Source organism: Janthinobacterium sp. SUN118, from assembly GCF_030397695.1.
Lineage (GTDB): Bacteria > Pseudomonadota > Gammaproteobacteria > Burkholderiales > Burkholderiaceae_D > Janthinobacterium.
Genome location: NZ_JAPUBV010000001.1, coordinates 42,666 through 57,831 on the forward strand (window position 1 = coordinate 42,666; position 15,166 = coordinate 57,831).

Genomic DNA, 15,166 nt, shown 5'->3' on the forward strand with positions numbered 1-15,166 from the left:
AATTTTATGTTAGTAGTACGCGCCATCAACGCCAACGACCTCGATGCCCTGTATGGCCTGGCCAGCCAGGTCGGCACCGGCATGACCACCCTCAAGCCGGACATGAAAATGCTGGGCGACCGCCTGGCCATCGCCTGCGCCTCGTTCGCCGAAACCATCCCGCCCGAAAAGCGCGACTACATGTTCGTCATGGAGGATACCGACACGGGCCGCCTGGCCGGCGTGTGCGCGATCAAGGGCGCCGTGGGCCTGGAAGAACCGTTTTATAACTATCGCATCGGCACCCTCGTGCATTCGAGCCGCGAGCTCGACGTGTTTACGCGCATGGAAACGCTGTACCTGTCGAACGACCTGACGGGCAGCACGGAACTGTGCTCGCTGTTCCTGCACCCCGATTACCGCAGCGGCAACAACGGCAAGCTGCTGTCGAAAAGCCGCTTTCTCTTCATCGCCCAGTTCCCGCACCTGTTCACGGAAAAGCTGATCGCCGAAATGCGCGGCTACCAGGCGCCGGACGGCAGCTCGCCATTTTATGAGGGCCTGGGACGCCACTTCTTCAAGATGGATTTCCACCACGTCGACGATTTGACGAGCCTGGGGAAAAAATCCTTCATCGCCGAGCTGATGCCGCGCCAGCCCATGTACGTGGCCTACCTGCCCGACGAAGCGCAGGAGGTCATCGGCAAGGTGCATCTGAGCACGGCGCCCGCGCGCCGCCTGCTGGAGCAGGAAGGCCTGCACTTCGAAGGCTATGTCGACATTTTCGACGCCGGTCCCGTACTGCAGGCGCGCGTCTCGGAGCTGCGCGCCATGCGCGACAGCATGCTGGCCGTGCTCGATGCCGGGGCGGCGCCTGAAGCGTGTGGCGACCTTGCCCAGGCCGAGCCATACCTGGTGTCGAACACCGACCTGAAAGATTTCCGCATGATCGTCACCAGCGCCAATCCGCATAGCGGCAAGATCGCGCTGGACGACGCCGAACTGCACCTGCTGCGTAGCCACAACGGCGACACCGTGCGCACGCTGTCACTCAACCCGAGGAAGCATCCCCATGTCTAATGTGAATACCACGCAATCGAACTTCATCAACGGCGCCTGGCTGCCAGGCACGGGCCGCGAACTGCTCACCATCGATCCGTCGAATGGCAAGCAGACCTGGGCCAGCCTGGAAGCGACGCCAACGCAGGTCGAACAGGCTTGCCAGGCGGCCCGCGCCGCTTTTGAAGCATGGGCCGACACGCCCGTCGAAGAGCGCATCGCCATCTGCGTGCGCTTTCGCGAACTGCTGAAGGAACATGCCGAAGCGCTGGCGCTCCTGATCTCGGAAGAAGTGGGCAAGCCTTTGTGGGAATCGCGCACGGAAGTGGCCACCATGGCCAACAAGATCGATATCTCGGTGCAGTCGTATCACGCGCGCACCGGTATCACGCAAAGCAAGATCGCCGATGGCGATGCCGTGCTGCGTCACCGCCCGCATGGCGTGTTCGGCGTCTTTGGTCCGTACAACTTCCCCGGCCACCTGCCGAACGGCCATATCGTGCCAGCCCTGATCGCCGGTAACACCATCGTCTTCAAGCCCAGCGAATACGCACCGCGCAGTGCCATCAAAACCGTGCAGCTGTGGCAGCAGGCGGGCTTGCCGAATGGCGTCGTCAACCTCGTCAACGGCGGGCGCGACACGGGCGTGGCCCTGGGCGCGAATGCGCACCTCGACGGCGTGCTGTTTACGGGTTCCTGCCAGACGGGCATCAGCCTGCACCGCCAGTTCGGCGGCCAGCCGGGCAAGATGCTGGCGCTGGAAATGGGCGGCAATAACGCTTTGGTGGTGTGGGACGTGAAGGACGTGGACGCCGCCGTGCACCACGCGATCTTCTCCGCCTTTGTCTCGGCCGGCCAGCGCTGCACCTGCGCGCGCCGCCTGGTGGTGCAGGACAATGCCGCCGGCGCCGCCTTTGTCGCGCGCCTGGTGGAAGTGGCGGCAAAACTGGGCATCGGCGCTTCCGACGCCCAGCCGCAGCCGTTCATGGGCCCTGTCGTATCGAGCGCCGTGGCCGCGCGCCTGGTGCAGGCGCAGGCGGACATGGTGGCCAAGGGCGGCACCACCCTGCTGCAGATGCGCCAGCTGAATCCCGAGGCCGGGTTTGTGACGGCCGGCATCGTCGACGTCACCAACGCCAGCGGCATTCCCGACGAGGAGTGGTTCGGCCCCTTGCTGCAGGTGATACGCGTGGCTGATTTCAACGCCGCCCTGAAGGTCGCCAACGCCACCGAATTCGGCCTGGCCGCCGCGCTGCTGTCCGATGATCCGGCCCTGTGGCAGACCTTCCAGGTACGCGCGCGCGCCGGCATCGTCAACTGGAACCGTCCGACCACGGGCGCGGCCAGCACGGCGCCGTTCGGCGGCATCGGCAAGTCGGGCAACCACCGTCCGAGCGCGTACTACGCGGCCGATTACTGCGCTTATCCGGTCGCCTCGATCGAGAACGGCGCCCTGGAAATGCCGGCCAAGCTGTCGCCCGGCCTGAATTTTTAAGTTTAAGGTTTATAAGGAATACCCATGCACAGCACGCGCGAATACAACTTTGACGGCCTGGTGGGCCCATCGCATAACTATGCGGGGCTCTCGTTCGGCAACGTGGCCTCGTTCAGCAATGTGAAAAGCGCTTCGAATCCGAAGCAGGCCGCCTTGCAGGGCCTGGCCAAGATGCGCGCGCTGGCCGCGCGCGGCTTTGCACAGGCCTTGCTGCCGCCGCAGGACCGTCCGAATTTCCGCCTGCTGCGCTCAATCGGCTTTACCGGCAGCGATGCGGAGGTATTGGCGCGCGCGTACAAGGAATCGCCCGTCATCCTCGCGTGCGCGTATTCCGCTTCGCCCATGTGGACGGCGAACGCCGCCACGGTCAGCCCGTCGGCCGACACGCAGGATGGGCGCGTGCATTTCACGGCCGCCAACCTGAATAACAAGCTGCACCGCGCCTTCGAGCATGCGCAGTCGGCGCGCAGCCTGCGCGCCATTTTCAAGGACGACAAGCACTTCGCCGTGCACGATGCGCTGCCGTCGACGCCCGCCTTTGGCGACGAGGGCGCGGCCAACCACACGCGCCTGGGCGCGGGCCATGGCGCGCCATCAGTTGAATTGTTCGTGTATGGTCGCGTGGAGTTCGACCCGTCGGCCCCGAGTCCGAAGCGCTACCCGGCGCGCCAGACCCTGGAAGCGTCGCAAGCCGTGGCGCGCCTGCATGGCCTGGACGCGAAGCGCACCGTGTACGTGCAGCAAAACCCGGACGTGATCGACCAGGGTGTGTTCCACAACGACGTCATCGCCGTCGGCAACGGCAATGTGCTGTTTTATCACGAGCAGGCGTTTGCCGATGAAGAGGCGAGCCTGTCGCAGCTGCACCGCGCCGTCGCCGGCACGGGAGCGGACCTGCAGGCGCTGCGCGTGGACACGGGCCAGGTGCCGATCGCGGACGCCGTCAGCAGCTACCTGTTCAACAGCCAGCTGCTGACGAAGGAAGACGGCAGGATGGCGCTGGTGATTCCGCAGGAGTGCCAGGAAAACCGCGCCGTGTCGCGCTACCTGGCAAGCCTGGTGGCCAGCGGCGGCGCCGTCGATGAACTGATTCATTTCGACCTGCGCCAGAGCATGCGCAACGGCGGCGGGCCCGCCTGCCTGCGCTTGCGCGTGGCGTTGACGGAAAACGAAGCGCGCGCCATGCACCAGGGCGTGATCATGACGGAAGCGCTGTACCATCGGCTGGTGCAATGGGTGGAGAAGCATTACCGCGACCACCTGGAACCGAGCGACCTGGCCGACCCGCAGCTGGCGCTGGAAGTGCATGCGGCGCTTGAAGAATTGACGATCATCCTCAACTTACCTGGATTGTACGACTTGTAGGCGATAGAAAAACACACAGAAAATCCGAGACAGACTATCCGTAGCACAGAATTGGACGGGCGACCCCCGTCTCTTGACACCGCTGCCGCGCAGCCACAAGCCCGAACGACAGCGTTGGACATTCACATTACCGTAATGGAGATGCAAGATGAATCACACGCCACAAGATTTGCGTACACAAACGCTGGAGCTGGTCAACGCAGTGAGCAATGCAGGCAAGGCGGCAGCGCCGGTCGTGCAGCTGGTGCAGGCATGGCTAGACTCGCTCGACGCCGAAGACCTGGCCGACATCGCGCCCGGCAGCCTGGCGCCGGTACTGGTGGACGGTTTCACGCAAGCGGCCAGGCGCACCGGCAGCGGTTGCCAGATCGCCACCCTGCGTTATGCGGATGGCCGCGGCGGTATGGCGAGCGCCTTGCTGATCCTGAACGAAGACATGCCTTACCTGGTCGACTCCATCGTCATGGCCATGCGCCGCCAGCACCTGGCCGTGCGCGGCGTGATGAACACCGTGCTGCCCGTGCGCCGCGCCGCTGACGGCAGCGTGGAAGCCGTGCGCCAATCCGGCGACCCGCTCGAATCGTATGTGCTGGTGCTGCTCGACGAGGAACTGGCGCCCGACGCGCTGGCCGCGCTGGTCGCCGCCATCGACATGGTGGCGCGCGACGCCTTTGTGGTGCGCCGCGACAGTGCCGTCATGGGCGAGCGCCTGGCGGCTGTCGCCACGGCCGCATCGCAGCATGGCGAAGAGGGCGCGGAAGTTGCCGCTTTCCTGGAATGGGCCCGCAGCGGCGGCTTTGAAGTCTTCGGCTATGCCTACTACCGCGTCAAGCCGGGCGTGCGCGAACTGGAACGCGATATCCCGAGCCGCGTCGGCGTGCTGCAGGATACGGCGCACCCTGTGTACGGCACCTGCCTGGCGAATATCCCGGGCGACTTCGACACCCTGGCCAAGCGCGAATCGGCGCTGTCCATCGTCAAGGCGGACGTGGCAGGCACTCTGCACCGCGACCAGCAGCTCGACTTCATCGGCGTGCGCGACACGGACGCGCAAGGCGCGATCCTGGGCGAGCATTGCTTCGTTGGCCTGTTCACCCGCGCCGGCAATTCCACCCCGCTGGCGGCGCTGCCTTTCGCGCGCGGCCGCGTGGCCAAGGTACTGAGCCTGGCCGGCGTGCGCCAGCAGGGCTTCCGCGCCGAGAAATTCCGTGAAATCCTCGAGTCCTTGCCGCGCACCGAAGCGCTGGAAGCGGACCTCGACTGGCTGGCGCAGGTATGCGGCGCCGTCGTCTCGCTGTACAAGCAGCCGCGCACCAAGGTGTTCGCGCGCCGCGACGTATATGCGCGCCACCTGAACGTGCTGGTGTACCTGCCGCGCGAACGCTACAGCGCCAGCGTGGCATCGAGCCTGGCGAAGGCCCTGCAAGCCAGCTCCGGCGCCACGCATGTGAGCACGCAGACCCTGGTGGCCGACGGCCCTCTGGCGCGCGTCTACCTGATCGCCCACGCCGCGCGCTATCCGCTGGACCTGGAAACGGATATCGAGCAGCCGCTGCTGGGCGTACTCGATGGCTGGCATAACGGCTTCGCCGCCGTGGCCGACGCCGTGCCCGACGTGGCACTGCGCACCAGCCTGCGCAAACTCTGCGCCACCCTGCCGCTCGATTACGTGGCCGCCACGGCGCCGACCGTCGCCTTCCGCGATCTCGACACCATCCTGCGCAACACCGACCCATCGCACGTGGCCGTGCGCATCGAGACGGGCGCCGTCACCACCATCCGCCTGTACTCGGCCAACCGCGTGCCATCGCTGTCGACCATCCTGCCGGCCCTGCATAACGCGGGCGTGGCGATCGACCGCGAACAGGCGTATTCGATTTCGCCGGCCGAAGGCACGCGCTATTTCGTCACCAGCCTGACGGTCGATGCCGCCAGCGCGGCGAAACTGGCGCAGCCATCCGTCGTCGCCGTGGCGCAGGAACTGTTTGCCGCGCTGTTCAACGATGAAGCCGAAGACGGCCGCCTGAATGGCCTGGTCATCGAAGGCGGACTGTCGACGCGCGAAGTGCAGCTGGTGCGCGCCTACACCAGCTACTGGCGCCAGACGGGCAGCCGCTTCTCGGTGCGCTACATCGCCGAAAGCCTGCGCAAGCAGCCGGCCCACGTGAAAGCCCTGGTCGAAGCCTTCCTGCAGCGCTTCGATCCATCGCTGTCCGACGCGCAGCATGCGGCGGCCCTGGAAAGCATCGCCGCCATCAAGGCCGGCCTGCCGTCCGTGAACCACGCCGATACCGAGGAAATCCTCGGCGCGCTGGCCGATTTGATCAGCGCCACGCTGCGCACCAGCTACTTCCAGAACAAGCAGCAGGGCGACAAGATCATCTTCAAGTTCGACACCAGCAGCCTGGCGCTGGTGCCGGAACCGCGTCCTTACCGCGAGATTTTCGTGTTCTCGCGCCGCTTCGAAGGCGTGCACCTGCGCGGCGGCCCCGTCGCCCGCGGCGGCTTGCGCTGGTCGGACCGCATGGAAGACTACCGCACGGAGGTGCTGGGCCTCGTCAAGGCGCAGATGGTGAAGAATGCCGTCATCGTGCCGGCCGGCGCGAAGGGTGGTTTTGTCTGCAAGATGATGCCGAAGGACGCCGTGCGCGAAACCATCGCGGCAGAAGGCGAGGCCGTCTACCGCCTGTTCATCTCCAGCCTGCTGGAAGTGACGGACAACCGTTCGCTGGGCAATATCGTCCCGCCAGTCGACACCGTGTGCTTCGACGACGCCGATCCTTACCTGGTGGTGGCTGCCGACAAGGGCACGGCCACCTTCTCCGACATCGCCAACGGCATCGCCGTGCAGCGCGGCTTCTGGCTCGGTGACGCGTTTGCCTCGGGCGGCTCGAACGGCTACGACCACAAGAAGCTGGGCATCACGGCCAAGGGAGCGTTCGAAGCCGTGAAACGCCATTTCTATGAAATGGACCACGACCTGAACACGACGCCGATCACCATGGTCGGCGTGGGCGACATGTCGGGCGACGTGTTCGGCAATGGCGTGCTGCTGTCGCGCCAGCTGAAACTGGTGGCCGCGTTTGACCACCGCCACATCTTCCTCGACCCGACACCGGACGTCGCCGTCTCGTTCGAGGAACGCGCGCGCCTGTTCGCCTTGCCGCGTTCGTCGTGGGACGACTACAACAAGGACTTGATTTCGGCCGGCGGCGGCGTGTATCCGCGCTCCGCACGCACGATCGAGCTGTCGCCGCAGATCCGCGCCGCGCTCGATATTGCAGAGACCTCGCTGGCGCCGGAAGAACTGATGCACCGCATTCTGAAGTCGCCTGTGGACCTGTTCTACAACGGCGGCATCGGCACCTACATCAAGGCGTCGACGGAGAGCCACGCGCAGGTGAAGGATCGCGCGAATGACCATATCCGCGTCAACGGCAATGAGCTGCGCGTGAAGGTCGTGGCCGAAGGCGGCAACCTCGGCGCGACGCAGGCGGGCCGCATCGAGTTCGCGCTGACGGGCGGTCGCATCTTCACCGATGCGATCGACAATTCGGCCGGCGTGGATTGCTCGGACCATGAAGTCAACGTGAAAATCTGGCTGGACGTGGAAGTCAACGCCGGCAAGCTGACGGAGGAAGAACGCAACCGCGAGCTGTATGCGATGACGGACGACGTCGAGCGCCTGGTCTTGCGCGACAACACGCAGCAGACGCATTTGCTGGTGCGCGAATTGCAGGCGCAGGGCGAGAGCGCCGTGCAGGATGGCTACGCCGCCCTGATCGCCAGCCTGGAAGAAGAGGGCGCCCTGTCGCGCGAACTGGAACAGCTGCCGTCGGTGGCCGAACTGGCGCGCCGCAAGGCCGACGGCCGTGGCCTGACCACACCGGAGCTGGCGGTGGTGATCGCCAACGTGAAGAACCGCTTCAAGCGCATCCTGTCCGCGCTGCCGCTGACGGATGCAACGTGGGCCGAGCCGGTGCTGAAACCCTACTTCCCGTCCTTGCTGGTGGAAACCCGTTCTGCGCTCGACCACCCGCTGGCCAACGCCATCCTGGCGACCGTGCTGGCCAATGAAGTGATCAACCGCTGCGGCCCGCTGATGATCCGCAACCTGGCGGCGGAGCATGGCGTCGACGAGTCGGCCGTGATCCTGGCCTGGGGCCAGGCCTGGGTGGCGCTGAACCTGGCGCCCGTGTTCGACGCGCTCGATGCCGATGCCCTGACGATTCCGCGCGAAGTATCGATCAAGGTCGATGCGCAGACGCGCGTGCTGCAGCAAACCATGATCGCCGGCGTGCTGTCCGTGCCGGCCGAGCAGCTGCGCGGCGCCGGCCTGGCCGAGCTGACCCGCCTGTTTGGCGCGGAATCGAAGCGCGAACTGCTGCAAGCCGTCGGCATCAAGTCCGAAGCGGCGCTGGTGCCGGGCCTGAAGCCGGCATTCGTGCAGGCGTGGGATGCGGTCGATGCGCTGGAAGTCGTCGCCGGCTTCCTGTTCCCGGCCTTGTCCGTGCCACGTCCTGCCTCGATGGACCTGGCGGCCTTCCTGCAACTGGGCCTGGCCCTGCGCAGCCAGGCCGGCATCGACACCTTGGAACGCGGCCTGAAGCTGGCGGCGCAAGGCAAGTCGCAGGAACAGCTGCGCAACTACGCGCAGCAAGCCCTGCGCCGCACGCAACAGCGCCTGCTGACGCAAGTGCTGGCGCGCGCCGAGCAAGGCAATGCGGGCCAGGCCGTCGATGCGGTGACGGGCGCGCTGGGCCTGTCGGCCTATGTGGCGGCGACGGAACTGGAGCAAGCCATGCTGGACGTATGGACGCTCTCCGAAGCCGTGAATAAAATCACGGCGAAAACCCCAGCGGAAGCGGCGGTGTAATGACGCAAGCAGCAACACAAGGAGCAGCGCAGGCCGTACCGGGCGCCGGCGGCTTGCCGCCGGCCGTGCAGGCGCTGGCGCAAGCCGATTTCAGCGCCGTGGCGCAGCTGTTCGCCAACGCCGGTTTCATGGTGGCCTTGCCGGCGCCCGGCATGCTGCAGGTGCGCAAGCCGGGCGAAGGCCGCGTCAGCGTGGCCGTCTCGGTGGGCGTGCATGGCGACGAGACGGGGCCGATCGAAGTGCTGGCGCATCTGCTCGACGCCCTGTCGCGCGATGCGTCGGCACTGGCCGTCGACCTGCTCGTCTGCGTGGGCAACGTCGACGCGATCCGGGCCGGCAAGCGTTTCATCGACGCCGACCTCAATCGCATGTTCCGCCCCGTGCGGGGGAGCCTGGCGCAAGCGGCGGAAAGCGCGCGCGCCGATGAAATGATCGCTGCCACGGCAGCGTTCTTCGGCGCGGCCGGCCCCGTGCGCTGGCACCTGGATTTGCACACGGCCATCCGTCCTTCCGTGTATCCGACGTTCGCCATCGTGCCGGACCTGGTGGCCGACGACGCCAAGGCGCAGCTGATAGCCTGGCTGGGCCAGGCGGCCATCGGCGCCATCATTATGAACCCGCAGTCGGCCGGCACCTACAGCTATTATTCGGCCGAGCATTTCGGCGCGGCCGCCAGCACGGTGGAGCTGGGCCGCGTCGGCACCCTGGGGCAGAACGACTTGTCCCTGTTCGACGACGTGTCGCGTGCGCTGGACGGCTTGCTGCGCGACCTGCCGGCGCAACCCGTCAAGGCGGCGCCGCACGTGTTCAAGGTGGCGCAGGAAATCATCAAGCACAGCGATGAATTCCGCATGGCCTTCGACCGCAGCACGCAAAACTTCACGTCGCTGCCGCAGCATGCCGTGATCGCCAGCGATGGCGAGCATGTCTACACGGTGCAGCATGCGGAAGAGCTGGTGGTGTTTCCGAATCCCGACGTGCGCGTGGGCTTGCGCGCGGGATTGATGGTGGTACGTACCTCCTGAGTGTTCGGCCACGACACTGCATCAGGCGCCAGCCGGGGAAACCCGCCTGGCGCTTTTTTCATGGAAAAGATGCCGCACAGAAATAATTATCCATTAGGCAATCATTTGGGCTAAAATATTTGCCCCTTTGAAATTCTTTGGATCGATCATGTTGAAACGCCTGCTGGCAGCCCTGCTGTGCCTGACCCTCTCCGGCCTGATGGCCGCCGCCCATGCCGAAGAGAAGGCATCCGCAACGGAAATGACGGCCGAGCAATTCCTTGACCAGTTGCACCTGCAGCGCGGCAAGATCACCTTGCCAGGCGGCATCGCCACCCTGGACTTGCCAGCCAACTTCCGCTACCTGTCGCCGGCCGATGCCGAGCGCGTGCTGGTCGACGCCTGGGGCAATCCACCGGGCATGGAATCGCTGGGCATGATCGTGCCCGCCAAGATCAGCGTGCTCGAGCGCGATAGCTGGGGCGTGGTGGTGACGTATGAAAAGGAAGGGCACATCAAGGACGACGATGCGGACAGTATCAAGTACGACGAGTTGTTGAAGGATATGCAGGCCTCGGTGCTGGAAAACAACGCGGAGCGCAAGAAGCAGGGCTATCCCGGCATCCATTTGATGGGCTGGGCGGAAAAACCCAGCTACGCCAAGGAGACGCACAAGCTGTACTGGGCCAAGGATCTGATGGTCGATGGCGGCGAGCACTCGCTGAACTACAACGTGCGCGTGCTGGGCCGCGAAGGCGTGCTGAACCTGAATGCCATCGCCAGCATGCAGCAGATCGCGACGATCAAGCAGGAAATGCGGCAGGTGACGGCATTCACGGAATTTACCGAGGGTAACCGCTACGCGGACTTCGACAGCAAGACGGACAAGGTGGCCGAGTATGGCCTGGCGGCGCTGGTGGCTGGCGGCGTGGCCAGCAAGATGGGCCTGTTTGGGAAATTGCTGGCGCTGCTGCTGGCCTTCAAGAAAGTGCTGATCCTGGCCGTGGTGGGCGCCGGTGCCGCCATCGTCAAGTTCTTTGGCGGCAAGCGCAAGGAAACGCAGCCGCAGCCAGCGCCGCAGCCGGACGCGGATGAACAGCCCGGCCATGCGCCGGATGGCAAGGTGAATCTGGATAAATAGGACGAACTGGGCCGATCCGTGTGCTGGCGCACATGCGTGCGCAGCCACAGGATGGCGCCTCGGGTACACTGGCTCATCGTTCAATTTACCAGGAGTCCGCCATGTCCGTGTCCATGTATCAGGCAACCATTCCCGTCTTCATCCGCGGCTTGCGCGTCGTTTCGGCCTTGCTGGAAAAGGGCCAGGCGCACGTCGAGGAAGACGGCATCGTGCCCGAGATCTTACTGGGCGCGCAGCTGGCGCCCGACATGCTGGACTTGACGGCGCAGGTGCAGCGCGTCAGCGATACGTCGAAGATGTCGGTCGAGCGCCTGAGCGGCGTGCCGGCGCCGAAGTTCGAGGATAACGAGGCATCGTTCGAGCAATTGCAGGAACGCATTGCCAACACCATCGCCTATATCGACAGCGTGAATGCGGGCCAGATGGCGGGCAGCGCGCAGAAGGAAGTCGTGCTGAACTGGACTGACGAGGGGACGACCTTCTCGGGCGACGATTACCTGCTCAGCTTTGCCTTGCCGAACTTCTATTTCCACGTTTCCATGGTCCACGCCATTTTGCGGAACAATGGCGTGGCCGTGGGCAAGCTCGATTATCTGGGACCATACGATTAACGTTGCGGCTGCTGTACCTGGTTCTGTACTGCATTACCCAGCATGCCGCCGCCGATGACGCCGGCCACGGTCGCCAGCGCCTTGCCGCGGCCGCCACCTACCTGATTGCCGATCAAGCCGCCGATGACGGCGCCCGTGCCGATGCCCACGTAGTTGGGCTGGGCCGGGGCCGGCGCCGCTTGTTGCTGGCGTACCGGTTCGCGATAGGCCGTCTCGCGGTAGCCATCGTTGCTGTCATTGTAGGCGGGGCGCGCCTGCGCCACTTGCGTGTGGTGCACGACGCGCTTGTGCACGACGGGCGCCGGGGCTGGCGCCGGGGTGGCTTGCGCGACGACAGGCGCGGCGAGCGGTGCCGGCACGGGAGCCGTCGCGGGAGCGGCCAGGGCAGCGGCGCTGGCCGGCGTCATGGCGGCCATGTCGGCAGGAACGGCTGGCGCATTCGCGCGCGAATTGGGCAGGATGCCGGCGATGGACGCCGCGCCCACCAGGCACAGGACCGTGACGGAAATGGCGGCGCCGGCCATCAAGGGGTGGATGCGGTTGGCGGTGGTCGTCGTGTTCATGTGTTCTCCTGGGTGTGGCACTGCGGGTGTTGTTACTGCGGGTGTTGTTGATGTGGCCAGATTAACGGTCTCCTCGCCGCAAGGCTAGACGCTGCGCTGTATCAAACGTAAGCAGGTGTAAGGCCCCGATCGCCAAAGCGCAGTAGAATCGGTGCTTCCCCTTTTCCGGAGTGCGCCATGAGCCAGTTATTCACGCCGTATGCGCTGGGCCCCTTGCAGGTGGCTAACCGCATCGCCATCGCGCCCATGTGCCAGTACTCGGCCGACAACGGCAACGCCACCGACTGGCACATGATCCACCTGGGGCACCTGGCCCTGTCCGGCGCGGGCGTGCTGATGACGGAGGCGACGGCCGTCTCGCCCGAGGGACGCATCTCGGCCGAGGACCTGGGCCTGTGGTCGGACGCCAACCAGGCGGCGCTGGAAAAAGTGGTGCAGGCGATCCGCCGCCACGCGCCTATTCCGCTGGTGGTGCAGCTGGGCCATGCGGGACGCAAGGCGTCGAGCCGCGCGCCATGGCAGGGGGGCGCTTGCGTGCGCCTGGCCGATGGCGGCTGGCAAACGGTGGCGCCGTCCGCCATCGCCCACGCGCCGGGCGAGACGGTGCCGCTCGCCCTCGATGAGATGGGCTTGTTGCAGATCAAGGGCGCCTTTGTCGCCGCCGCCCAGCGCGTGCATGCGCTCGGCATCGAAGGCATCGAACTGCACGCGGCGCATGGCTATCTGCTGCACCAGTTCCTCTCGCCCCTGTCGAATCATCGCACGGATGCGTATGGCGGCAGCCTGGACAATCGCATGCGTTTTCCGCTGGAAGTCTTCGACGCCGTACGCGCCGCCGTGCCCGCGAGCGTGGCCGTGGGCGTGCGCCTTTCCGCCACCGATTGGGTCGACGGCGGTTGGGAGATCGAGCAAAGCGTGCGCTTCGCGCAGGAGCTCAAGCAGCTGGGCGCCGATTTCATTCACGTCTCCAGCGGTGGCATTTCTCCGCAGCAGCAAATTCCCGTCGGCCCCGGCTACCAGGTGGCGTTTGCCGAACGCATCAAGCGCGACAGCGGCTTGCCCACCATCAGCGTGGGCTTGATCACGGAAGCGCAGCAGGCGGAAGACATCATTGCGCAGGGCCAGTCCGACATGGTGGCGCTGGCGCGCGCCATCCTGTTCGACCCGCGCTGGCCCTGGCATGCGGCGGCCCAGCTGGGCGCGCAAGTGTCGGCGCCACCGCAGTACTGGCGTTCGCAGCCGCGCGAATTGAAGCAGCTGTTCGGCGACACGACCCTGGGCCAGCGCTGACAGGCCGAGGCTGGCGTGCCGCGCGTGCCGCGTCGGCAACGCGCGCCATCTTCTGCTAGACTCACGGCTCCTTTCCCCATTCCTCCAGGACGCTTCGACATGCGCCATTGATACTGCCGTGCTGTGCACGGCCTTGCCCTTCCCGCCAGCGCGCTGCGTGCCGCGCGGGTTCGCCAGCCTGCCCAAGGAGTATCCATGCCCGCTTTGCTACAAATCGACCGTCTGTCTTACGCCTTGCCCGATGGCCGGGCCCTGTTTTCCGATCTGCAATTTACCTTCGCTCCGCAGCGTATCGGCCTCGTCGGCGATAACGGCGTGGGCAAGAGCGTGCTGGCGCGCCTGCTGGCCGGCTTCGAACAGCCCAGCAGCGGCGCCGTGCGTCGCGACGGCACGCTCCATTGCGTGGCGCAGGAACTCGACCCGCAGCGCTATCCCACCGTGGCCGCGCTCGCCGGCATGGATGGCTTGCTGGCCGCGCTCGAACGCATTGCCGCCGGTTCCGTCGATGCCGACGATTACGCGCTGGTGGGCGAGCGCTGGGATGCGCAGGCCCGGTTGCGCCAGGCGCTCGACGAGATCGACTTGCCGCATGTGGAAGCCGGCACGCCGACGGCCAGCCTGAGCGGCGGCGAACGCCAGCGCATCGCCCTGCAGGGGGCCTGGCTGTCGCAGGCGGACTGGTTGCTGTTCGATGAGCCGAGCAACCATCTCGATGCGCGCCAGCGTGCCCGCCTGGTGGCGCAGATCGCGCGCTGGCCGCGCGGCTTGCTGCTGGTCAGCCATGACCGCGGCTTGCTGCAGCACGTCGATGCCATCGTCGAATTGTCGAGCCTGGGCTTGCGCAACTATGGCGGCAATTATGCGTTTTACGCGCAGCAGCGCGCGCAGGAGCAAGCCGGTTTTGCTGCCGCCCTGCAGGCGGAGAAGGCGGGCGCCAGGCGCGGGCAGCGCGAGGCGCAGCAGCAGGCGGAGCGCCAGCAGCGCAGGGTCGGGCGCGGTGAGAGGGAAGGGCGCGAAGGCAATCAAAGCAAGCTGCTGCTCGATGCGAAAAAGGAAAAGAGCCAGGATAGCCAGGGCAAGCTGCGCCTGCGCGCGCAGGAGGCGCAGCAGACGCGCCAGCAGCGGGTGCTTGAAGCCCGCGCCCGCTGCGCGCCCGACGCCGAACGCCTGCTGCTGGCGCCGGACAGCGTCGTCCCCAACGGCAAGTTGCTCCTTGAGCTGCGCGCGCTGGTCTTGCCGTATGGCCAGGCGCAGCCGCTGGACTTGCAGCTCAGCGGCCCGCGCCGCCTGGCCGTGACGGGAAACAACGGCAGCGGCAAGTCGACCCTGCTGCGCGTGATCGCGGGGCAACTGGCGCCCGCCGGCGGCGAGCTGCGTTGCCATGCGCGGGTGGCCTGGCTGGACCAGCACGCGGGCGCCCACGCCGGTGGCTTGAGCGCCGTGCAGCGTTTGCAGGAGCGCAACAGCACCCTGGCGGAAGGGGAGTTGCGCACGCGACTGGCGCTGCTGGGCATCGCCGGCGCGCGCGCCACCATGCCCAGCCACCTGCTCAGCGGAGGCGAGCGCATGAAGCTGGCGCTGGCGGCCGAACTGTACGCGCAGGCGCCGCCCCAGTTGCTGCTGCTCGACGAACCCGACAATCACCTGGACCTGGCCAGCCTGCAGGCGCTGGAACAGATGCTGCTGCAATATCAGGGTGCGTTACTTGTGGTATCGCACGACCAGGCGTTTCTGGATGCGATAAACCTTGATCCTGCGGGCTTGACATTGCTTAAGTGATAAT

Annotated in this window: 10 protein-coding genes; 9 read left to right on the forward strand and 1 reads right to left on the reverse strand. The window is 65.9% G+C overall.

All coding sequences use genetic code 11. The features are described from left to right. The first annotated feature begins 6 nt into the window (after positions 1-6). From astA to O0880_RS00230, 7 genes are all read left to right on the forward strand, one after another. Positions 7-1,059 (forward strand): arginine N-succinyltransferase, encoded by a 1,053-nt coding sequence (gene astA, locus O0880_RS00200; RefSeq protein WP_289884413.1) that lies wholly within the window; start codon positions 7-9, stop codon positions 1,057-1,059. Then, positions 1,052-2,533 carry a succinylglutamate-semialdehyde dehydrogenase gene (gene astD, locus O0880_RS00205; RefSeq protein ID WP_289884414.1) on the forward strand — a complete coding sequence of 494 codons (1,482 nt, stop codon included), beginning with the start codon at positions 1,052-1,054 and terminating at the stop codon, positions 2,531-2,533. Before astA ends, astD begins: the two co-directional genes overlap by 8 nt. Positions 2,534-2,557: 24 nt before the next feature. Then, positions 2,558-3,898 carry an N-succinylarginine dihydrolase gene (gene astB, locus O0880_RS00210; RefSeq protein ID WP_289884416.1) on the forward strand — a complete coding sequence of 447 codons (1,341 nt, stop codon included), beginning with the start codon at positions 2,558-2,560 and terminating at the stop codon, positions 3,896-3,898. Positions 3,899-4,046: 148 nt separating this feature from the next. Then, on the forward strand, positions 4,047-8,774 hold the full coding sequence (locus O0880_RS00215) for an NAD-glutamate dehydrogenase domain-containing protein (protein WP_289884418.1): 4,728 nt from the start codon (positions 4,047-4,049) through the stop codon (positions 8,772-8,774). Beyond that, the gene (locus tag O0880_RS00220) at positions 8,774-9,799 is read left to right on the forward strand and encodes a succinylglutamate desuccinylase (protein WP_289884419.1); all 1,026 of its coding nucleotides are present in this window, start codon (positions 8,774-8,776) and stop codon (positions 9,797-9,799) included. The genes O0880_RS00215 and O0880_RS00220 overlap by 1 nt, the downstream gene beginning before the upstream one ends. 148 nt (positions 9,800-9,947) lie before the next feature. Then, complete coding sequence (locus O0880_RS00225; RefSeq protein WP_289884420.1) at positions 9,948-10,919, forward strand: DUF2167 domain-containing protein; 972 nt, start codon at positions 9,948-9,950, stop codon at positions 10,917-10,919. 101 nt (positions 10,920-11,020) lie between these two features. Next, positions 11,021-11,530 carry a DUF1993 domain-containing protein gene (locus O0880_RS00230; protein ID WP_071321692.1) on the forward strand — a complete coding sequence of 170 codons (510 nt, stop codon included), beginning with the start codon at positions 11,021-11,023 and terminating at the stop codon, positions 11,528-11,530. Here the strand turns inward: O0880_RS00230 and O0880_RS00235 are convergent. Beyond that, entirely contained in the window at positions 11,527-12,093 is a 567-nt protein-coding gene (locus O0880_RS00235) for a glycine zipper 2TM domain-containing protein (RefSeq protein ID WP_289884422.1), read from the reverse strand. The two genes, O0880_RS00230 and O0880_RS00235, sit on opposite strands and share 4 nt — an antisense overlap. A 177-nt stretch (positions 12,094-12,270) precedes the next feature. Here O0880_RS00235 and O0880_RS00240 point away from each other — a divergent pair, with 177 nt between their 5' ends. Together O0880_RS00240 and O0880_RS00245 are read left to right on the forward strand one after the other, a co-directional pair. Continuing rightward, positions 12,271-13,383, forward strand: coding sequence for an NADH:flavin oxidoreductase/NADH oxidase (locus O0880_RS00240; protein WP_289884423.1), 1,113 nt, complete (start codon positions 12,271-12,273; stop codon positions 13,381-13,383). Positions 13,384-13,578: 195 nt separating this feature from the next. Continuing rightward, positions 13,579-15,162 (forward strand): ATP-binding cassette domain-containing protein, encoded by a 1,584-nt coding sequence (locus O0880_RS00245; protein WP_289884424.1) that lies wholly within the window; start codon positions 13,579-13,581, stop codon positions 15,160-15,162. Positions 15,163-15,166 lie beyond the last annotated feature (4 nt).